Here is a 19,399-nt window from a genome sequence, read left to right on the forward strand (position 1 = left end):
CGTTTAAGCTTCACGTTTTTTCATGATAAACGAATGCCTTTTTTTAAAACAAGTTATTTTCTTCATTCTATCACTTATTTACTTCTGTCCATAAGAAAAACAGCTACAGAAACAAATATTCCATAGCTGTTTTAAATCATATATCCAACTTATTTATTTTGAGTCAATGCTTCTATTGCCAATTCTGCACCCTTTTGTCCGTGCTCAATACAATCCGGAAGTCCTGTACCGTCATAGGAGCTGCCAATCAGCTCCAGGTTTGGAAGCTGGCTGGCTACATAATCGCGGACCCTGCTGACAAGCTCTAAATGCCCTGTGTGGTACTGTGGTCTTGCCTCAATAAATCTAGTAATCTCATAAAATAAAGGCTTTCCCTTTACTTTCATTACTTTATTTAAATCCTTCAAGACAATATCCACAAGCGTCTCGTCTGATTCTTTTACAATCTCCTGATCATCAGGTTTTCCGACATAACAGCGCAATAAAGCTTTCCCTGCAGGTGCAGTTCCTTCCCATTTACGATGGGTCCACGTGCATGCAGTGAAGCGGTAATTACTATTTCTAGTAACCAAAAACCCGGTTCCATCTAAATCACGCTTAATTTGTTTTTCATCAAAAGCAAGTACGACATTTGCTGTGGATGTCGCCGGAATAGCATATAATTCCTGCAGCGGAGCATGCTTACTCAGCATTCCGGGAACCTGAGTATGCGGAACTGCTGCTAAAACAAAATCTGCTGCTAACACCTCTCCTGAATCTAATAGAAGATGATACCCTGTTTCCTTCTTCTCTATATGATTCACTTTATTTTCACGGAGAATTTTCACCGTATCCAGCTTTGCTTCAAGCGCATCAACAAGCTTCTGTAAACCGTTTGTAAAAGAGAAAAACTGTCCTTGGGCAGGCTTACTGTTTTTTGCCGGTTTCGACATGGTCTTACGGAGACCTTTCATAACACTGCCATATTCCTGCTCCATTTTTCCAAAAACAGGGTATATTGCCTCCAGACTCATTTGATCAATATCACCAGAATGAATTCCGGAAAGCAGCGGATCAATTTGATTATCTACCACTTGGTCCCCAAAACGGCGACGCATAAAATGTCCTAATGATTCGTCCCCGGACCGTTTTTTTCTTGGTATAATCAGATCCATTAATCCACGGATTTTACCTGTCAACGTAAAGGAATTTGAACGCAGAAGCGGTCCAACTTCTTTTGGCACACCCATAAATGCACCCTTTGGCATTTTATGCAGCCGATTTTTAATCAGCATAAAGGACTGCCCGGTAGAATTACGTCTTGTTTGATTAAGTATACCCAATTCCTCTGCCAAATTCATTGCAGCCGGTTTACGTGCTAAAAGTGAGTCTGGTCCTTTCTCAATCGTAAACCCGTCTCTTTTTATCGTATGAATGCGTCCTCCCAGCCGGTTAGAACCTTCCACTAATGTAATATCAATTGGAAGGTTTGCTGATTTCACTTGTTTTTGCAAGTGATAGGCGGCTGATAAACCTGTCATCCCGCCGCCGACAATTACTACTTTTTTTCTATCCATCAGGAAGCACACTTTACTTTCTTTAATACAACATTTGCTAATGTTTCAATAAATGCTGGGTGAGCGTTTGGCATCTCCGGACGGTAGTAGCTTGCTCCAATCTCATCACAGACTATTTTACATTCATAATCATTATCGTATAGCACCTCAAGATGATCTGCTACAAATCCGACAGGTGTATATATAAATGCTTTGTACCCTTCTTTGTTATACAATTCACGAGTTAAATCCTGTACATCTGGACCAAGCCAAGGATCTGGTGTGTTCCCTTCACTTTGCCAGCCTACTTCATAATTTTTCACATTAGCAGCCTCTGCTATTAATTGTGCTGTTTCCTCTAACTGCTGTTTGTACGGATCGCCATTTTGAAGAATTTTCTCCGGCAAACTATGGGCAGATACGATTAATACCGCATTCTTTTTTTCTTCGGCAGGCATTTCTGCAAAGGTATTTTGCACACCTTTTGCCCAGAAGTCAATAAACCCTGGTTCCGTATACCAATCCTGTACAGATTCAATGTTTATACCATGTTTTTCAGCAGTACTATTCGCCCGTTCGTTATATGATTTCACGCTAAATGTAGAATAATGTGGCGCTAAAACAATGGAAACTGCTTCTTCAATACCGTCTTTTGCCATTTCCTCTACGGCATCCTCAATAAATGGAGCAATATGCTTTAAACCGATATATGCTTTAAATTCAAATTCATCCTGTACTTCATTCAGCTTGTTTTCTAAAGCATTTGTTTGTTCCTTTGTTATTTTTGCTAAAGGGGAAATGCCGCCAATTGCTTCATAACGATCCTTTAAATCCTGTAAGGCTTCTGGATCAGGTTTTCTGCCGTGACGAATATGTGTGTAGTAAGGTTCAATATCTTCTTCTTTATATGGCGTACCGTATGCCATTACTAATAATCCTAATTTCTTTTTTTCCATTTCCAATACACCTCGTTACATTTTGTTATTCCGTAGTTAGAAACTATACCATTTTATACATCTGTTTGACAGATAGGATTTAACTGCTTGACCCGGGCTTCATTAGCCCGGGTTTGTTCCTCAATTTTGGTTGGAATAGCTGTGAATAAAATCTGTCAGCCGTTTTAAGGTTTCCGGCTTAATATCAGGAGTAACACCATGACCAAGGTTAAAGACATAGCCTTCTGTGTTCATTCCTTGATCAAGAATCGCTTTCGTTCTTTTTTCAATTGTCTCCCAATCACTAAGTAAAATTGCAGGGTCCAGATTTCCTTGTAGTGCTTTCGTTACACCTAAGCTTCTCGCTTCTTCCACGGAAGTGCGCCAATCCAGGCCAATGACATCGACAGGCAGGTCATTCCACTCGAGCAGAAGATGTCTTGCTCCTACACCAAAGGTAATCAGCGGTACATCATATTTTTTTAACGCTGAAAAAATATCCATCATGACTGGTTTCATAAAATAACGGTAATCTTCCACGTTTAATGCGCCAACCCAAGAATCAAAGATTTGAATCGCACTTGCACCAGCTTTAATTTGCGCTTCTGCATAACGAATAATCATTTTTGACAATTTATCCATTAATGCAAACCAAGTCTGTGGTTCACGATACATTAACGCTTTTGTTTTCGTATAGTTTTTTGAAGGTCCGCCTTCAATCATATAGCTCGCTAATGTAAACGGCGCTCCGGAAAAGCCGATCAATGGTACATCAAGCTGTTCCTCTGTCAGCAGGCGTATGGTATCCAGCACATAAGGAACATCACTTTCCGGATTGATCTCACCAAGCTTTTCTATATCCTGCATACTCCGGATTGGCTGGTCGATCACTGGTCCAATTCCGCTTTTGATTTCTACATCTACCCCGATAGCCGGCAGAGGCGTCATAATATCCTTATAAAGAATCGCCGCATCCACTCCGTAATTTTCTACCGGAAGTCTTGTAACATAAGCACAAAGCTCCGGCTGATGAGTAATTTCAAACAGGGAATATTTTTCTTTTAATGCCCGGTATTCTGGTTGGGACCTTCCAGCCTGGCGCATAAACCAAGCTGGCGTGTAGTCTGTTTTCTTTCCGCGATATGCGTCTAAAATAGTTGTATTTTTTACTTTTGCCATGCAACGTTCATCCTTTATATTCTTTTTCCATCTCTAACTATATCTATTTATCGCATTTCTGTATAGGGTTACGATTTGTTTGTCATCAAATTGTCTCATTTTATAATCATTCTAAAAAGATATTTCTTATAAAACGAAACTTCACTCAGTGGGAGTTTTGTTCTTCTCCCACTGGGTTAGCCTAAGTGATTCAGGGAGTTAGCGTCCGTTATCTCCCGCATAAATAAATTTATCTTTACGCTTTATTTTGAGGCGAGATTTTACGGACGATTCTCCGTGATAAAACGAACCGACAAGATATTAGAAAAAGGATACGGATGTGGAATGAGAACCTTCCATATTGGTAATGGGATCAACCGGAACGACATAATACGTTTCGTTGCGGAACCAAACATCATCAACGATAAATTCTGTTTCTCCTTCCACTTCTCCGACCAGCTCATCTGTACCTTCTTCTTCTTTATAAATACGGTAGACGACTCGATCATCTGTGGAGCCTTCCCAGCTAAGCTTTCCTTTCAATAAAGCAAATCCGCCAAAGGTATAGCTTGCATCTACATGCTCGATGACTGGTAAATCAATCGGCTCCGGCAAAGCTTCTACACCTTCTGGCATCTCAAAGGACGCTGTTAATCCAGAACCCGTCTGGTTATCGATATCGGTCAATATTTTTTTGGTCAAGGACGTCGGGTAAGAACTTCCTCCTGTCAAATAATGCTCTGCATCAGACCGATCATAGCCCATCCACATAGCCGTAACATAATCGGGTGTATAGCCTACAAACCAGGCATCCTTTGACGCTCCGTCAACAGCTGGATGCTGTGTTGTTCCTGTTTTCCCAGCAAGCTCCTTACCATAGTAGCCGGAGCTTGCTGTCCCTGTCCGGACGGTTTCTTTAAGCATTTCTGTCATATCCCAGGCAACCTGCGGGGTAAATACTTCTTCGCTGCTTGATTCCGACTGATAAATAATTTCCCCGTTACGGTCTTTTATCTCCGCTATTGCTGTCGCTTTCGACATTTCTCCATTATTTGCAAAGGTCTGGAAGCTTTGAGCCATTTGCAGCGGCGTGACCCCTTTATTTAAACCTCCCAGTGCAATCGACAATCCTTTATCCTCGATTGGCATCCCCATTTTCTCCAGATAGGATTTCGAATTGTCTATTCCAATTTCGTTAAGCAGCCAGACTGCAGAGGTATTTGTTGATTCAACAATCGCTTGATAAATCGTTATGTTATTCTTATATTCTCCACTAACATTGGTTGCTTCATACCCGTCTATATCCATATATTGATCAGGGATAATTGTATAAGGATTATACTCGTCTTCCTGCATCAACGCAGGTCCATACACAGCAACTGGTTTAAAGGTTGACCCCGGCTGCCGCTGTACATTTGTCCGGTTTAAATCACCAAAGCTATAATCCCGTCCGCCGATAGCCGAGACAATATGTCCGTTATTCTTATCCAGCATAACAAAGGCTCCCTCTGTCCCCTCTGTATTCCCAGGGAAGAAAGCATCCTCTTGAAAGTTCTGATAAGCAACCTGCTGAAAATCTTCATTCATATAGACAGTAATATCATAGCCTCCGCTTTGCAATTCGGCAAAGCTTAAGTCATGCGCTTCCGCAGCCTCTTTTATAGCAATATCAACATAGCTGTCGACCCAGGGATTCGTTCCTCTTTCTTCTTCTTTCAGATTGATTCCTAATCCTTTTTCCTGCTCTGCAGCCATTGTTTCTTCATCTATAAAGCCGGCTGATTCCATGGTCATTAAAACAACATTTCTGCGCTCTGCTGCTTTATCAGGATGATTTAAAGGCGAATATCCATTGGGTGCCTTCATTAACCCGGCAAGCAGTGCTCCCTCAGATATCGTTAACTCATCAACATCTTTTGAAAAGAAATATTCTGAAGCCTTCTGCAGGCCATATACTCCCTCTCCAAAGTAAACCTGGTTCACATATAACTCTAATATCTCGTCCTTGCTGAGTCTGCGCTCCAGATAAAGTGACGCCATCATTTCTTTTATTTTTCTTGTCCAGGATTTATCATTTGACAAAAAAAGATTTTTAGATAATTGCTGTGTGATGGTGCTTCCGCCCTCTACTTTGCTTCTCGCTAAAATATCACGGTAAACAGCTCTGCTGATCGACTGCAGATCAATTCCCTGATGCTCATAAAACCGGCGATCTTCCACTGCAACAAATGCTTCCAGAACATGGTCTGGTATATGGTCTGTTGAAACATACTCTCTGTTCTCGTTGTATAATGTCCGGATAACTTCTCCATCCTCTGTGCGGATAGTGGTCGTCAAATCAAGCTGTAAATCTTCCTCATTGGCAATCATTTTCCCGCCTAAAATGAGCAGACCATAGCCGCTTAATAATAAAAGAAAAACAGCAGCGACGGCTATTCCCAGCCATTTGATTTTTTGTCGAAAAACATTCTTCTGCTGTTTTTTGCGTTCGTTTCTTTTTTCATTTCTTCGCTCGCTTCTCATAAGTTCACCTCAAGTAGCATATACGCATTCATTATACGTTATTCTCATCTTTTGATAAAGAATGGACATCCTTAAATTACAAGTACATTCGACAAAAGGGTATTATTTTCAATATTATTTGTATTTGTGTACAATTTAATTATAAGTAGATATTCAAAGAAGGTCGACAATTGAAGGAGGAATTTTATGAAAGCATTTATGTCCAGAGGAACGATTCATTTTTTAGAAACATTGGAGAAAAAAAATAAGCATATTGACTTTTACTTTATCGCCAGTAATGATGGCGGTATCGCCTATTATGAAAACAGCTCTAAAAATATTTTTTCAGCCGGTCAAGCCTTTGATGTATTAAAATCGGTTGGCGAATTATCTAAGGAAGGGTATGTGGTTATGAATCATCTCCCTATCTCAGAAGACAGCAGCCCCGCCTTTGAATATCGTATGAAGCATAGTGACAGCGGCATTGAAAAAATGGAAGGCTTTCAAGCATGGCGTTTTTTACGTCAGGAAAAATCAAGTAAATATGTGGTTTTAACACAGTGGAAATCGTTTGCTGATTTTGAGAACTGGAAAAACTCCGATCAATTTAAAAAAGCTCATGATTCGCAGCAGGCAAAACAGCCGAGTTACTTTATGGAGCGTCCGTTTGTTATTTCAGGGCATATGCATGAGAAGGAAGAATAAATACAGAAAACGAACATCTATGCAGCAGGTTGTTTTCGGACAATTCCCTTTAATAATCGTTTCATCAAGAAAAACCAAGAATACCGCTTTGTTTTTAAAACATCGGTGTTCTCGCCAAAGAGATGTCCGCTACGGGAAGTCGTTTTCCGCGGGCAACCTTCAGCCGCACGGTAAGAAAACCGCTTCCTGCTTAGGTCTCCACCTGTTGCTTTTCCCGCAGGAGTCGGTTTCCCTCCGCTCCCATCTTTGAAGAAATATGTTTCATTTGCTTTCTTTCAAAGAAAAGAAGCTGATTCTAGCGACGCTTTTTGATGGGACGAGTAATCGCAGTCCCAGTCCCAGAAGAAATACACGGAGACTCCTGTGGGAATGCGCAGGGTGAAGACCTAAGCAGGAAAAAAGTGAACTCCTTTTTTTCTACCCTCAGGGCATAAGTGCGACTTTAGCTCTGTCTGCGCCTGTCGGCTTGCCAATTGCTAAGTCTTCTTTAGAGGAGGCTGAGCTCAAGCCCACGGAAAGTGTAATGTATTTCTGGAGCGGCTATCCTTAACATTTTATACTTTCTTATTCTAAAAAAAGTTGTTCCCCTGCGGACAACCTTTTTTGTTGGTGGCGTATCTTCATGTGAAGCGAATCAATCTCCTGCTGTTTTAAATAATTGATTCCTGTGTACGTAAACAGCAGCCTGGGTTCTGTCATTCACTTCCAGCTTACTTAAAATATTGCTTACATGTGTTTTCACCGTTTTAATTCCGATATAGAGTTTTTCACTGATTTCTTGATTGGTCATTCCATCCCCAATACACAGCAGCACTTCTAATTCCCGTTCGGTCAAATCTTCATGGGGTTTTTTCGCAGGGGTGCGAAAACGGTTCATCATTGTGTTAGCAACCTTTGGTTCAATCACATTTTCATCTTTGGCTGCTTTTCGTACAGCTTCTGCAATTTCCTGTGCATTAGAGGTTTTCAGCAAATAGCTGAATGCTCCTGCTTCCAAGGCAGGGATTACCTGTTCATTATCATAATAGGATGTCAAAATAATCACCTTGCATTCTGGATAAGAAGTCATGATCTGTCTGGTTGCTTCGATACCATTTCCATTTTCCATAATTAAATCCATCAGCACGACTTCGGGCTTCTCCTGGATAACAAGCTCAGCTCCTTTAAATCCGCTGTCCGCCTGCCCTGCAATTTCAATATCATCCTCCGTCTGTAAAAAAGAAATAATTCCTTTACGCACTACATCATGATCATCAATGACAACTACACGAATCATAATACATTCTCCCCTTTTTAATTCCCCTGATTGGGAATTCGAATATAAATATATGTACCCTGCCCTTCTTTGGAACGAATGGTAAATGTTCCACCTAATTCTTCGCTGCGTTCCTTCATTGTTTTCAGACCATAAGAAGCTTTATTATTCTGCTGATCATCTGATTCAAAGCCGATGCCATCATCTTCAATACGGACATAAAGCTCTTCTTGCCTCTGTTTTATTTCTACCTGAACCATATTTGCATTCGCATGCCGCAGGATGTTCGATAAGGATTCCTGAATAATTCGAAAAATGTGCTCCTCGACTACTTCTTTTAAATCTAAGCCTTCATCCATATCGATTTGGAATGTCAGATTGCTTTTTTGTTCTAAAGCATCGATTAATTTCTGAATGCCTTCTTCTAACGTTTCTCCGCCGGTAAGATAAACCGGCCGTAAATGAAGCAATAATGCACGCATTTCCGCCTGTGCCTGATGCGCAGAATGTACGACTTCCTCCATTTGTTCTTTCGCTGTAGCAGGATTTTTATCAAATAGCTTTAATGCTGTCTCTGATAGCATTGCCAGCCCAAAAAGCTCCTGGCTGACAGCATCATGAAGGTCCCGGGCAATCCGCTGCCGTTCTTCAATAACTGCTGCTTTATGTGCTGATTTCGCATAATCTGATTTCTCATCGGCCATCCGCTGTAAGGACTCCACTTGCCGTTGCAATTTATCTCCTAAATCATTCAGCTCAGCAATAATTCGATCTGTTTCATCCACATCCTCATGAACATTCGTGATTTTAGAAGTATAATTTCCGTTGGCAAATTGCTTAATTTGGATGGAGATAGCATCTAAACGAATTTTTAATAAATTACCGATTTGTGTAAATCCGGCCTGCAGGGACAAAATAAATCCAATGATAATATATAAGCCGATAAATAAAAAGATACTTTGTGCCGTTAGCCAGTCCGGCTCCAAAATAACAAATAAGGATAGAATAATAGCCAGCAGGATGCATGTTGTTAAAAATAAAACATAAAGATGAGATTTTATAAAGCTGAATCGGATACTTTTTCCCCAACGTTTCATTTTCTCCCCCCTCCCATCTTATACTCGATCTACCCGAATAGAGCCTGCCTTTAAGCGAATGTCGATAAATAATTTTTTGGTAGCAGTTTCAAACTGATCCGTTTTATAAAACAAGGATGTATTGATTCCTGTCGATTCCTCATCCAAAATATTGATATCTCCAGCCTTAGCTGCTGCTTTGGCTTGAAATTCCACTTCTCCGGGAATCAGGATAGTGACATCGCCCGCCAGCGAACGAATATTTATTTCTGTTTCTTCATCCGGGATATACGCATCAGTCAGGTCTAAATAAAAATTGCCTACCATGGTGCTAATATTCATCGGCTCCAAATTCCAGTTTCCCTTCTTCTCCATATCACCTATCGTGAATGTTGCATCATTCTTTTTAGGTTCAGAGAAGGCATACCAGCGATCTTTTTTTTGTTTTTTCGAACTGCCGCTGTACACAGTCAAAAAATGAAGTCCGCGAAATAGACTGATTCCTATAAAAATCAGAATCAGCGGCCAGAGCTTAAACACATTCCAAAATGTAAAATCAACCAGCCCAAACCGATCTGCTAACAAGAGTCCTCCAAAAATGAGCAAGAACGTGCCTATCATCCACCTGCCGCCTTTTCTGATTACAGCACTTCCCAGCAGCACAGCTCCGGCAACCACAAAGAATAATGGATAAATATATGTCCAGCCAAAATTTAATTCAAAACCATCTATATTTAAACTGTTTACAATTAACATGATTCCAATCCAAATGAAGCAAATTGCTATAAAATAAGAAAAAACTCTCCTCATGTGTTTCATCAACCCCTTTCTCTATGACTCTATTTTACTTCAGAATAGGATTAAAAGAGAACCAGCTTAAGCAGGTTCTCTTCTCCGTCTTAAGTCTGAGACGTTTTTATCTATACGAATATAAATATAAAGCAGCGCAAAACCAATTGTAAATCCGGCGATAATATCTGTTATATAATGTACATTAATAAAATAGCGGCTGATTCCGATTAAACAAACGAGCATACCTGATAGAATCTGCACCGTCAGCTTTCCTTTCTCTGAATGTATTTTTTTACATAGTAAATAAGCCAGCAGCCCGTAAAAAACCATGGAAATCATACTGTGTCCCGATGGAAAACTAAATCCTTCAGCATTTAAAGTAACAGAGACACTCGGCCTTTCTCTGGCTACAAGCTGCTTTATCCATGTATTAAGTAAATGCGCAAATAACGTTCCTCCTAAAAGCAGCAGCGCCGGATACCAATGCTTATACAACAGCATAAGTCCTGCCGCTGCAGCAATGGCTATCGGGATAAGCACATGCGAAGAGCCTAACTCCGTAATCACTCTAAAAAAATCAAATAAACCTGTTCCATGCACATGAGGAACGATTCCTCTGGTCCATTGATCGGTATATGGCAAAATATCACGTTTTATTTGTATTATCCAGACAATACTAAGTAAACAAGCAGCCATCCATACGCTGAACAAAACTGCTGCTGTTTTATTTTTCATATAATCTCTCCTTTTCTGTTCTCTTTTTTTATGCTAAACAGGTTTGACAAAAATAACAATGGGAAATATATATAAAGAAGTAAAAATCATAAAGAAGGGTGATAAAGTATGGATGCAAAATTACAAGAATTAATTGACGGATTAAATGAAGATTTATCGAATGAATACGCTGCAGCTATCCAGTATACGTACAGCGCATCCGTTGTCTCAGGTTTATACAGGTCCGCGCTGAAACCATTTTTTGAATCAGAAATAACAGACGAATTAGGACATGCACTTTATTTATCCGAAAAAATCAAATCACTTGGCGGCACTCCGACTACAGAAGCAGCTTCTGTACCGCAGCCTTCCCAAGTTGTAGATTTATTGAAGGCTTCCCTTCAATCTGAGACAGATACGATCAAGCGCTATGAAAAAAGAAAAGCACAGGCTGAGGAACTGGGGCTGACAGAGCTGGTTGTGAAATTAGAGGACTTGATCTCTGATGAAACACATCATAAAGAAGAAATAGAGAGACTATTAGAAGACCCGCGTATCCATTAAGAACAATTGATATGAACTTCTTCCTGACCATGAAGCGATTACTGCTTCATGGTTTTTATATTGCAGACATAAGCAAGTATTTTTATCCTCGAAATATTTGTTCTACAGCTGCATGGATTAGTGATATAATGAAAGAGATTGAAATTAGAAGGCTTTTCTCTATTTTTCGTAAGCTCAACTTTCGCACATTAAAAAGTAACTTTATTTCCATAGAAACAGGAGTTAATCTCCAAAAAGGCCGGATATTTAACCAAAAAGCAAGCATGGTAATCGAAAACATGTTCATTCTGGAATAGCATGATATATATGCTTATTCTTAGGTGCGAAAGTTGAGTCACAAGGCTATCAATTGAAAGAGGTGATTAACATGTTATCAGCAATTCATTCACTCCTTGATAACACATATGAAGAAATGGTAGACATCCGCAGATATTTGCATCAGCATCCTGAGCTGTCATTTCAAGAAACAGAAACTGCTAAATACATCGCAAACTATTATGAAAAATTAGGTATTCCATATGAAAAAAATGTTGGCGGTAACGGTATTGTAGCAACATTAAAAGGGGCAAAGCCGGGCAAAACCGTTGCTTTCCGGGCTGACTTTGATGCACTGCCGATACAGGATGAGAAGGATGTTCCCTATAAATCCCAGATTCCGGGTGTTATGCATGCTTGCGGTCATGACGGGCATACTGCTACCCTGCTTACCTTTGCAAAAGTAATGCAGCAGTTTCAAAATGACTTGGAAGGAAGTATTGTCTTTATTCATCAGCATGCAGAAGAATATGCTCCCGGCGGGGCGAAACCGATTGTTGAAGCTGGTGCTCTGAAAGATGTAGATGCTGTATTTGGCACACACTTATGGGCAACCCTGCCGCTTGGAAGTATTTATTCTACACATCAGGCAATCATGGCAGGTACGGACCGGTTTGAAATTACGATTCAGGGAAAGGGCGGTCACGGCGCTATTCCGCAAGATACAAAGGATGCCATCGTGATTGGTGCTGAGGCAGTTTCCCAACTCCAGCAAATTGTGAGCAGACGATTAAGCCCATTATCATCTGCCGTTATCTCAATTGGTATTTTTGAAGCAGGGAATGCCTTTAACATCATTGCCGACCAGTCTAAATTGGTCGGAACCGTCAGACATTTCGATACAGCAGTGCAAGAAAAAATCATTCAAGAAATGGAGCAGATTCTAAAAGGGGTTTGCGATTCTTTCGGCGCTTCCTATACGTTTGACTATGTTAAAGGATATCCGCCGGTTATCAATCATCCAGAGCAGACAGATCTTGTCCTTCAGACAACAAAGGAAATTGACGGTGTAGACATTGCCGCGATTACAGATCCGTTAATGGTCGGAGAAGATTTCGCTTATTATTTATTAGAAAAACCAGGTGCTTTCTTCCTGACAGGTGCGAATCTGGAGGGAAATGATTATCCGCATCATCATCCGAGGTTTGATATTGATGAAAAAGCAATGCTTATAGCTGCAAAAGCTTTTGCAAATATTTATTTGACCTATCAGGAACAAGCCAAATAAAACAAGCTGACGAGGCTATTCTCTCGTCAGCTTGTTTTTTATACCTTATCCAGTTTAGGTTGCACGTAGAATGTTACGTATGCCCAGACAAAAGCAAGACCGCCAATTAATACAATAATACTCCCCAGCCACTCAAGCTGAAAAATAAATAAGAAGGTAAAAGCAAATGCCTGCATATAGCCGAGCTTGCGAATAATTTTAATCACTGCATCCAGTTTTAATCCGGGCTTCAGCGGATACAGATCCAGCCACATTTGCGTACGATGATGGTGATATAGAGCCATCATCTGAAAAACACTCAAATAAATAAACAGAATAGCAAATAATAGCTTTATCCAGACATTAGGAATGACCCAGATGAAAATACCGCCGATTACCACAAGCCGGAGATACATCCCTAAATAATCTCCGCTGCGGAGAAAAGAAATCTGATACAAGTAATCATAGGCAGCTGAACGCTCGAATGGGATTCTGCTGATAAAGGTCTTTGTCAGCCATTCTCTTCTTTTTACTTTATTCTTCAAATGCGGAACATCCGCAAATAAATTCGCAATCCGGTAAAAGGATTGCAGGCGGATTTGGTCCTTTTCTATTAACAATTCCCAAATAATGCCCGGCTGTTTTGCTGCCACAATAAAATCATATACAATTACAAGAAGCAGCAATACGATCGTTATCACAGCGTATAATGCCTGTCCTTCAATCACAAAGTAGGCTGTTACAATATTAAGCAGTGTACGTGCTGTTAAATCAATGGTTCGCAAACTCTTCTCTCTTACCTTCAGCATATTCCAGTTTGCCAGCATATTCATGCCTTTAAAAACCAGAAATAACAGAAGCGTAACAAGGTATATGCTTCCTGCCCGTCCGCTGAAACTGGCGAAATAAAGCGGACTGAATGCAGCCGCTGCAAGTACAATGAGGTACGTCTGGATCGCAAAGCTGTAAATCAAGCTATTACGGAAATACGATCCCATCTGCTGCTCAGCAGCAATAAGAAACACCAAATCCGGCTCCTGCAATAATGTGCGGATTGGATTATAGCTGATCAGCAATCCTAAAACAATTCCCATGATGATTCCAGTCGGAAAATTCTCCGGTAATTGTTCCAGCCACTGCTGATAATAATAAGCAGTTGCAGCAATGAAAAAAAACATGGCAAATGCAATATGTCCGTTGAACATATATTTTAAATATCTGCTTAAATTTTTGACATGGGAAGATAAACGTTTTTTATAAAGTGCGTGCGAATCAAACATGATCATCTTCCTTTGTCAGCTGTACATATAAATCATCCAAAGTCGCCCCTGGCATCTGGAATTGCATGCGAAGCTCCTCTAATGTTCCTTCCGCACGTAATTTCCCATCATGTAAAATAAGAAAACGGTCACAGTATCTCTCCGCTGTTGCCAGAATATGCGTGGACATTAAGACGCCTGCCCCCTGCTTTTTCATCGAGTCCATCATCTGCAGATAAGACTGGATACCTAATGGATCCAGACCAACAAATGGCTCATCCACAATATAAAGCGGCGGTTCAATCAGAAAAGCACACATAATCATAACCTTCTGCCGCATTCCTTTTGAGAAATGGACCGGGAACCAATTCAATTTCTTTTCTAACCGAAACTCTTTTAAAAGCTTAGGCAGCCTCTGCTCAAACACCTCTTCTTCAATTCCGTAGGCCATGGCTGTCAGCCTGAGATGTTCATATAAAGTCAGCTCATCGTACAGGATAGGCATCTCCGGAATGTATGCCATCTGGTTACGATACCCTTCAGGATCATCCTGAAAGCTTTTCCCCTCTACCTGTACCTCCCCTTTTTTTGGCTGCATCAGACCGATAATGTGCTTAATGGTTGTACTTTTTCCAGCACCGTTTAATCCAATCAGCCCGACGATTTCTCCTTTATTTAAATCAAATGATATATCGTGCAGTACATTTTTATGGGTATAGCCTCCATACAAGTTTTCAATATGTAATAAGGAACTCACCTTGTTAACCCCCTTTGTTCACTAATCTGATTTTATCATCATTCGAAGAAGATTCCAAAATGAACCGTTCTACAAATTACGGGAAGTTTTTTAGACATCCTTTAACAAGTTTAATACAGAACCCTTTACTTTACCCGGTCCAACTCTATACAATAGATAAAAGATTACATTTTAAATTAGATAGGGAGGAACAAAAGATGGCACATGAAGATTGTATTTTTTGCAAAATTATCGATGGAGACATTCCCTCTGCCAAAGTTTACGAGGATGATAAGGTTTATGCTTTCCTCGATATCAGTCAAGTAACCAAAGGGCATACACTTGTTATTCCTAAAGAACACACTAAGAATATTTATGAAACACCGCCAGAAACAGCAAAAGAATTATTCAGTAGAATACCCGTTATTGCTAACGCTATTCGCGATGCCTATCAGCCATTAGGAATCAATCTGCTTAATAATAACGAACCGGTTGCTGAGCAGTCAGTCTTCCATCTGCACGTTCATTTAATTCCGCGCTACGGCGATGGAGATGGGTACACACCAAATTGGATAACGCATACAGAAGATTACACATCAGATGATTTACAGGCGGTTGCAAAAGCAATCAATGAGCAAATCAAACACTAGAAACAATCCATTTCGTTCTTTTTATTTTCAACAGCATTTGATATACTGACTATAACCTTTCGCGGCTGGCGATGAGCGCACAACCGGAAAGCAGAGTATAGAAAAGTAGAGGAGAGTTAAGTAATGAAGACAAAAATTTTAACCATTCTTGCCCTTTTGGTAAGTATCGGAACCGTACTGCATTTTGTAATGCCCCCGCTATTATTTGGTGTAAAGCCTGATATGATGCTGGCAATGATGTTTTTAGGTATTATTTTATTCCCTAAATGGAATTATGTTATTCTGCTTGCATTTGCAACAGGTGCTATTTCCGCATTGACCACAGCGGCTCCGGGAGGGCAAATTGCCAACCTGATTGATAAACCGTTGACAGCAGTTGCTTTCTTTCTGTTATTTTTGCTGGTAAGAAAGCAGATGAATACAAAAGTAACAGCTTCTGTATTAACATTTGCCGGGACACTGATCAGCGGCAGTATCTTTTTATCTGTTGCGCTTTTCTTCTTAGGATTCTTAGAAGGCGGTTTTCTTGCTTTATTTGCAGCTGTTGTTCTTCCAGCAGCAGTAATGAATACCGTTATCATGCTGGTTGTTTATCCAATTGTAGAGGGAATTATGAAGCGAAGTAAAGTAGCTGCGGTTTCGTAAAGGAGATCAGAGAGTTAAAAATACTTTCAGCTCTTCTTTGTCTTCCGAAGCATTCGTTCCATTTTAAATTGGAGCGAATGCTTTTTCCATTCTAAAAAAGTATATTTATCATATCTTATCTATTTTGTGTTAAAATAAAGATAGTAAAAAAACATTCATACTAGCAGAAATTGATTCTTTTTCCTATAATATGTATATTGCATTTATTTTGCAGGAAGATGTTTAAGTACATATCGTAAAAGGAAAAGGTATATGTGAAAGAAGAAAGGAGTGCATTTCCTATTATGTCTAAGAAAAAATCATTAACCCTGGGTTTTATCGTTGGAGCATCTGTCAGTGCTGGCATTGCACTATTAAGCACACCTGAATCAGGCAAGGATGTTCGTGTAAGAGTCAAAAATCAATCCTTAGAATTAAAAGAACTATTGATGAATTTAAAAGAAGACAGCATTCGAATCAAAGAGCAGCTGCTTCGAACTTCTAAAGAAGGTGCTGTTTTAGTCAAAGAATTGACGGAAGAAATGCGAAAATCCGTTGAAGACTGGAAAAACGCTGTAGAACCTCAGCAGGATAATATTCACCAGTCACTGGAACAAATTGAATCAAGTATCCGTGAATTAGAAGAAAAACTTAAAAACACAAATGCCAATTCATAGAAAGAAAGCTTTTGCTGGCAAAATTCCGCTGGTAAAAGCTTTTTTTTACTTTATTACAGCATGCGTGTCCGCAGCCTCTCTATCGCAATCATAAAAATATGGTTTTACAGGAAGAGAAAAAACGTGATTTACTCTATTAAGTTGCGCTTTATGACTGTTCAATGCGATTTGTTTTTGATAGAGTTAGAGAAGTAGCATTATTGTAAAGGGGCGTACATAGAACATGGCTATTTTTTATATCATTTTTGGTTTTTTTATATTACTTATTTTTAATGTGATGATTAGTGCTTTAAGTACAAAAATGGAGCTTTCCAAGCAAAAATCAGAAAGAATGGATCGGGTTACGAATATGATATTGGTAGCTATGCTAGTTTGTTCTTATCTGCGTGTTTTAAATGTGACAGTTTAATGTGATTTTTTAGTAAAAAGTTGAAAATAATTATTTAAACTGGAAAAGTATGATATATTAATCATGGTAAACAATAAAAGTAAGATGAGAAAAGAGTAGAGGTGTGTATCAGACATGAAAAAATGGACATTAGCAGCAACAATATCTGCCAGTGTGCTTGCATTGGCTGCATGTAATTCTTCCGACGATGAAGTGGTCGCGACTACAGACGCAGGCGACGTCACAAAAGAAGAGTTTTATGATGAATTAAAAGAACGTAATGGAGAAGCTGTTCTTGAAGAGCTTGTTACCATAAAAGTGTTAGAAGACCAATACGAAGTGACTGACGAGCAAGTAGATGAAGAAATCGATACCATGAAAAATGAACTTGGCGAAGATGAATTTGATTCCATGGTGGCTCAGCAATTCGGTGATGAAGAAGAACTTAGAGATTTAGTCTATGTAGGAATGCTTCAGGAAGCCGCTATTTCTGAAGATATGGAAATTACGGATGAAGAGCTGAAGGATTACTATGACAGAAAGAATTCAGAAGTAGATGCACAGCATATTCTTGTGCAGGATGAAGAAACAGCAAATGAAGTAAAAGAAAAATTAGATGATGGGGAAGAGTTTGAAGACCTTGCTTCAGAATACTCAACAGATGGCAGTGCAGAAGACGGCGGTAATCTTGGTTACTTCTCTGCCGGCGATATGATTCCTGAGTTTGAAGAAGTTGCATTCTCTATGGAACCAGGTGAAATCAGCGACCCTGTGCAATCTCAATTTGGTTTCCATATCATCAAAGTAAATGATGTACGTGAAAAAGAAGAATCCATTGGCGATTTTGAAGAATTAAAAGATGAATTAAGAAGCGAACTCGTTCTTCAACAAGCAAATCAGGAAGATATTCAAGCAAAACTTCAAAATTTAATTGAAGATGCGAATGTAGATATCTCTGCTGAAGGACTTGAAGATTTATTTGAACAGCCTTCTGAAGAAGAGCAGCCTGCAGAAGACACGGAATCTGAACAATAAAAAAATCGCTATCCATTTTGAAAATGGGTAGCGATTTTTTCATTTTATTACTGCTCTCTTTTTTTCAATCGTTCCTTTTGAATACGTTCCATATATATCTTACCTTCTCGTTCAATAAACTGCCGATCCAGCTTTCTTTCAGCTAAAAACGCACGCACTGCCATATATCCGCTGAATAAAATTAACAGAATCACTGCAAAGACCCAAATTGGAATCGAGCTCATCTTAAATCCCCCTTGTCCACTCCTTAATAAATATATATGAACAAGTAAATAGAAAATGACATAATCTTCACAGCAATCCGATGGATTCAATATTTTTTAAGAGCTACTCAAAGGAAGGCTTGTAGAAAGAGCGATTGTCCATTGCAAAAAGCCGCTCTGTAAATTCGCCCGGCTGCACCTTATCCAGTGCTTTATCCAGCATATTCATTTTTGCATCAATCAAATCAATTAAATGCAACAGTTCAGCTTCCTTGACCATTGGAGGCTTCGGACTGCCCCATTCTGCTTTTCCATGATGACTTAAAATCAAGTGCTGTAAAATAAGCACCTCTTCCTTATCCTCTACTTGCAGCTCCTTCGCCATTTCTGCTATCTCTTCTACCATAATGGTAATATGTCCAAGCAATTTTCCTTCCAGCGTATATGTTGTTGACACGACACCAGATAATTCCTTTATTTTTCCGATATCATGCAGGATAATACCTGCATATAATAAATCTTTATTGATGGAGGGATACAGTTCATGAAGCTGACGGGCAACCCCCACCATGCTGACAATATGATAGGCGAGCCCTGATGCGACATCATGATGATTTTTCGCAGCAGCCGGATAAATGAGTAATTCATGCTGATATTTTTTTACAAACCCCCGCACAATACGCTGCAACGTTGGGTTCTTCATTTCAAAAATAGCTTCTGTCAGCTTTTCTCCCAGCTCTTCTTTGCCTACGGGAGCCTTACCGACAAAGTCACTGACCTGAACCTGATCTGTTTCCTGAGATAAGCGGATGGAATGAATGCGTAGTTGATTTTTCCCCCGAAATTGATTAATATCTCCCGTTACATGGATAATCTGCTCGCCAACCAGGTTCTCTTCATCTTCTTTGGTAGCATCCCACAGCTTCGATTCTATCTCGCCAGATTCATCTCGAAGCATTAACGTTAAAAATGGTTTTCCGTTGCTGGTCGTACCCTTCGTAGCATCATTGATCAATAAAAACCCTTCAAATTTATCACCGACTGTTAAATTTGCGATTCCTTTTTTCAT

The 19,399-nt window shown here is 39.7% G+C and carries 20 protein-coding genes; 8 read left to right on the forward strand and 12 right to left on the reverse strand.

Annotated elements, in window-relative coordinates; translation table 11 throughout:
• Positions 1-149 precede the first annotated feature (149 nt).
• The 4 genes from hemY to MKY45_RS13855 form a co-directional block, all read right to left on the reverse strand.
• Positions 150-1,556, reverse strand: a complete 1,407-nt coding sequence (gene hemY / locus MKY45_RS13840; RefSeq protein ID WP_338112836.1) for a protoporphyrinogen oxidase — start codon at positions 1,554-1,556, stop codon at positions 150-152.
• Positions 1,556-2,491: a ferrochelatase gene (hemH, locus tag MKY45_RS13845; RefSeq protein WP_341173024.1), complete on the reverse strand. Its 936-nt coding sequence runs from the start codon at positions 2,489-2,491 to the stop codon at positions 1,556-1,558. Before hemH ends, hemY begins: the two co-directional genes overlap by 1 nt.
• A 120-nt stretch (positions 2,492-2,611) precedes the next feature.
• On the reverse strand, positions 2,612-3,649 hold the full coding sequence (gene hemE, locus MKY45_RS13850; protein ID WP_256704790.1) for a uroporphyrinogen decarboxylase: 1,038 nt from the start codon (positions 3,647-3,649) through the stop codon (positions 2,612-2,614).
• A gap of 300 nt (positions 3,650-3,949) precedes the next feature.
• The gene (locus tag MKY45_RS13855; protein WP_256704791.1) at positions 3,950-6,151 is read right to left on the reverse strand and encodes a transglycosylase domain-containing protein; all 2,202 of its coding nucleotides are present in this window, start codon (positions 6,149-6,151) and stop codon (positions 3,950-3,952) included.
• Between the two features lie 186 nt (positions 6,152-6,337).
• Here MKY45_RS13855 and MKY45_RS13860 point away from each other — a divergent pair, with 186 nt between their 5' ends.
• Positions 6,338-6,835: an antibiotic biosynthesis monooxygenase family protein gene (locus tag MKY45_RS13860; protein ID WP_042534615.1), complete on the forward strand. Its 498-nt coding sequence runs from the start codon at positions 6,338-6,340 to the stop codon at positions 6,833-6,835.
• Between the two features lie 634 nt (positions 6,836-7,469).
• On the opposite strand, the gene MKY45_RS13865 is transcribed toward MKY45_RS13860, so the two are convergent.
• The 4 genes from MKY45_RS13865 to MKY45_RS13880 are packed head-to-tail and all read right to left on the reverse strand — an operon-like array spanning position 7,470 to position 10,693.
• Positions 7,470-8,111 carry a response regulator gene (locus MKY45_RS13865; RefSeq protein ID WP_042534618.1) on the reverse strand — a complete coding sequence of 214 codons (642 nt, stop codon included), beginning with the start codon at positions 8,109-8,111 and terminating at the stop codon, positions 7,470-7,472.
• A 17-nt stretch (positions 8,112-8,128) separates the two neighbouring features.
• Positions 8,129-9,187: a sensor histidine kinase gene (locus MKY45_RS13870; protein WP_042534619.1), complete on the reverse strand. Its 1,059-nt coding sequence runs from the start codon at positions 9,185-9,187 to the stop codon at positions 8,129-8,131.
• Between the two features lie 18 nt (positions 9,188-9,205).
• The gene (gene liaF, locus MKY45_RS13875; RefSeq protein ID WP_084612986.1) at positions 9,206-9,985 is read right to left on the reverse strand and encodes a cell wall-active antibiotics response protein LiaF; all 780 of its coding nucleotides are present in this window, start codon (positions 9,983-9,985) and stop codon (positions 9,206-9,208) included.
• A 57-nt stretch (positions 9,986-10,042) separates the two neighbouring features.
• The gene (locus MKY45_RS13880) at positions 10,043-10,693 is read right to left on the reverse strand and encodes a phosphatase PAP2 family protein (RefSeq protein WP_042534622.1); all 651 of its coding nucleotides are present in this window, start codon (positions 10,691-10,693) and stop codon (positions 10,043-10,045) included.
• Positions 10,694-10,801: 108 nt separating this feature from the next.
• On the opposite strand from MKY45_RS13880, the gene MKY45_RS13885 reads away from it, so the two are divergent.
• Positions 10,802-11,236: a ferritin-like domain-containing protein gene (locus MKY45_RS13885; RefSeq protein ID WP_042534623.1), complete on the forward strand. Its 435-nt coding sequence runs from the start codon at positions 10,802-10,804 to the stop codon at positions 11,234-11,236.
• Positions 11,237-11,603: 367 nt separating this feature from the next.
• The gene (locus tag MKY45_RS13890; RefSeq protein WP_042534627.1) at positions 11,604-12,779 is read left to right on the forward strand and encodes a M20 family metallopeptidase; all 1,176 of its coding nucleotides are present in this window, start codon (positions 11,604-11,606) and stop codon (positions 12,777-12,779) included.
• A 38-nt stretch (positions 12,780-12,817) separates the two neighbouring features.
• Here the strand turns inward: MKY45_RS13890 and MKY45_RS13895 are convergent, their stop codons facing one another.
• Positions 12,818-14,038 (reverse strand): ABC transporter permease, encoded by a 1,221-nt coding sequence (locus MKY45_RS13895; RefSeq protein WP_042534629.1) that lies wholly within the window; start codon positions 14,036-14,038, stop codon positions 12,818-12,820.
• Positions 14,031-14,774 (reverse strand): ABC transporter ATP-binding protein, encoded by a 744-nt coding sequence (locus MKY45_RS13900; protein ID WP_042534631.1) that lies wholly within the window; start codon positions 14,772-14,774, stop codon positions 14,031-14,033. Before MKY45_RS13900 ends, MKY45_RS13895 begins: the two co-directional genes overlap by 8 nt.
• 59 nt (positions 14,775-14,833) lie before the next feature.
• Between MKY45_RS13900 and MKY45_RS13905 the strand changes: the two genes are divergently transcribed.
• The 5 genes from MKY45_RS13905 (at position 14,834) to MKY45_RS13925 (ending at position 18,127) form a co-directional block, all read left to right on the forward strand.
• The gene (locus MKY45_RS13905; RefSeq protein ID WP_139089146.1) at positions 14,834-15,403 is read left to right on the forward strand and encodes an HIT family protein; all 570 of its coding nucleotides are present in this window, start codon (positions 14,834-14,836) and stop codon (positions 15,401-15,403) included.
• A 123-nt stretch (positions 15,404-15,526) separates the two neighbouring features.
• Positions 15,527-16,048, forward strand: a complete 522-nt coding sequence (locus MKY45_RS13910; protein WP_042534635.1) for a tryptophan transporter — start codon at positions 15,527-15,529, stop codon at positions 16,046-16,048.
• Positions 16,049-16,332: 284 nt separating this feature from the next.
• Positions 16,333-16,704, forward strand: a complete 372-nt coding sequence (locus MKY45_RS13915) for a YtxH domain-containing protein (protein WP_042536304.1) — start codon at positions 16,333-16,335, stop codon at positions 16,702-16,704.
• Between the two features lie 223 nt (positions 16,705-16,927).
• A complete protein-coding gene (locus MKY45_RS13920; RefSeq protein WP_042534637.1) occupies positions 16,928-17,113 on the forward strand; it encodes a hypothetical protein in 186 nt (61 codons plus the stop codon).
• Positions 17,114-17,227: 114 nt separating this feature from the next.
• Positions 17,228-18,127 carry a peptidylprolyl isomerase gene (locus MKY45_RS13925; protein WP_042534639.1) on the forward strand — a complete coding sequence of 300 codons (900 nt, stop codon included), beginning with the start codon at positions 17,228-17,230 and terminating at the stop codon, positions 18,125-18,127.
• 47 nt (positions 18,128-18,174) lie between these two features.
• Here MKY45_RS13925 and MKY45_RS13930 read toward each other — a convergent pair whose 3' ends face one another.
• Together MKY45_RS13930 and yhaM are read right to left on the reverse strand one after the other, a co-directional pair.
• Positions 18,175-18,351, reverse strand: a complete 177-nt coding sequence (locus MKY45_RS13930) for a sporulation YhaL family protein (RefSeq protein ID WP_042534641.1) — start codon at positions 18,349-18,351, stop codon at positions 18,175-18,177.
• Positions 18,352-18,454: 103 nt separating this feature from the next.
• Positions 18,455-19,399: a 3'-5' exoribonuclease YhaM gene (gene yhaM, locus MKY45_RS13935; RefSeq protein WP_042534644.1), complete on the reverse strand. Its 945-nt coding sequence runs from the start codon at positions 19,397-19,399 to the stop codon at positions 18,455-18,457.

Origin of the sequence: Oceanobacillus sp. FSL K6-0251, from assembly GCF_038004725.1 — a bacterium.
GTDB classification, from domain to species: Bacteria; Bacillota; Bacilli; order Bacillales; family Amphibacillaceae; genus Oceanobacillus; species Oceanobacillus oncorhynchi.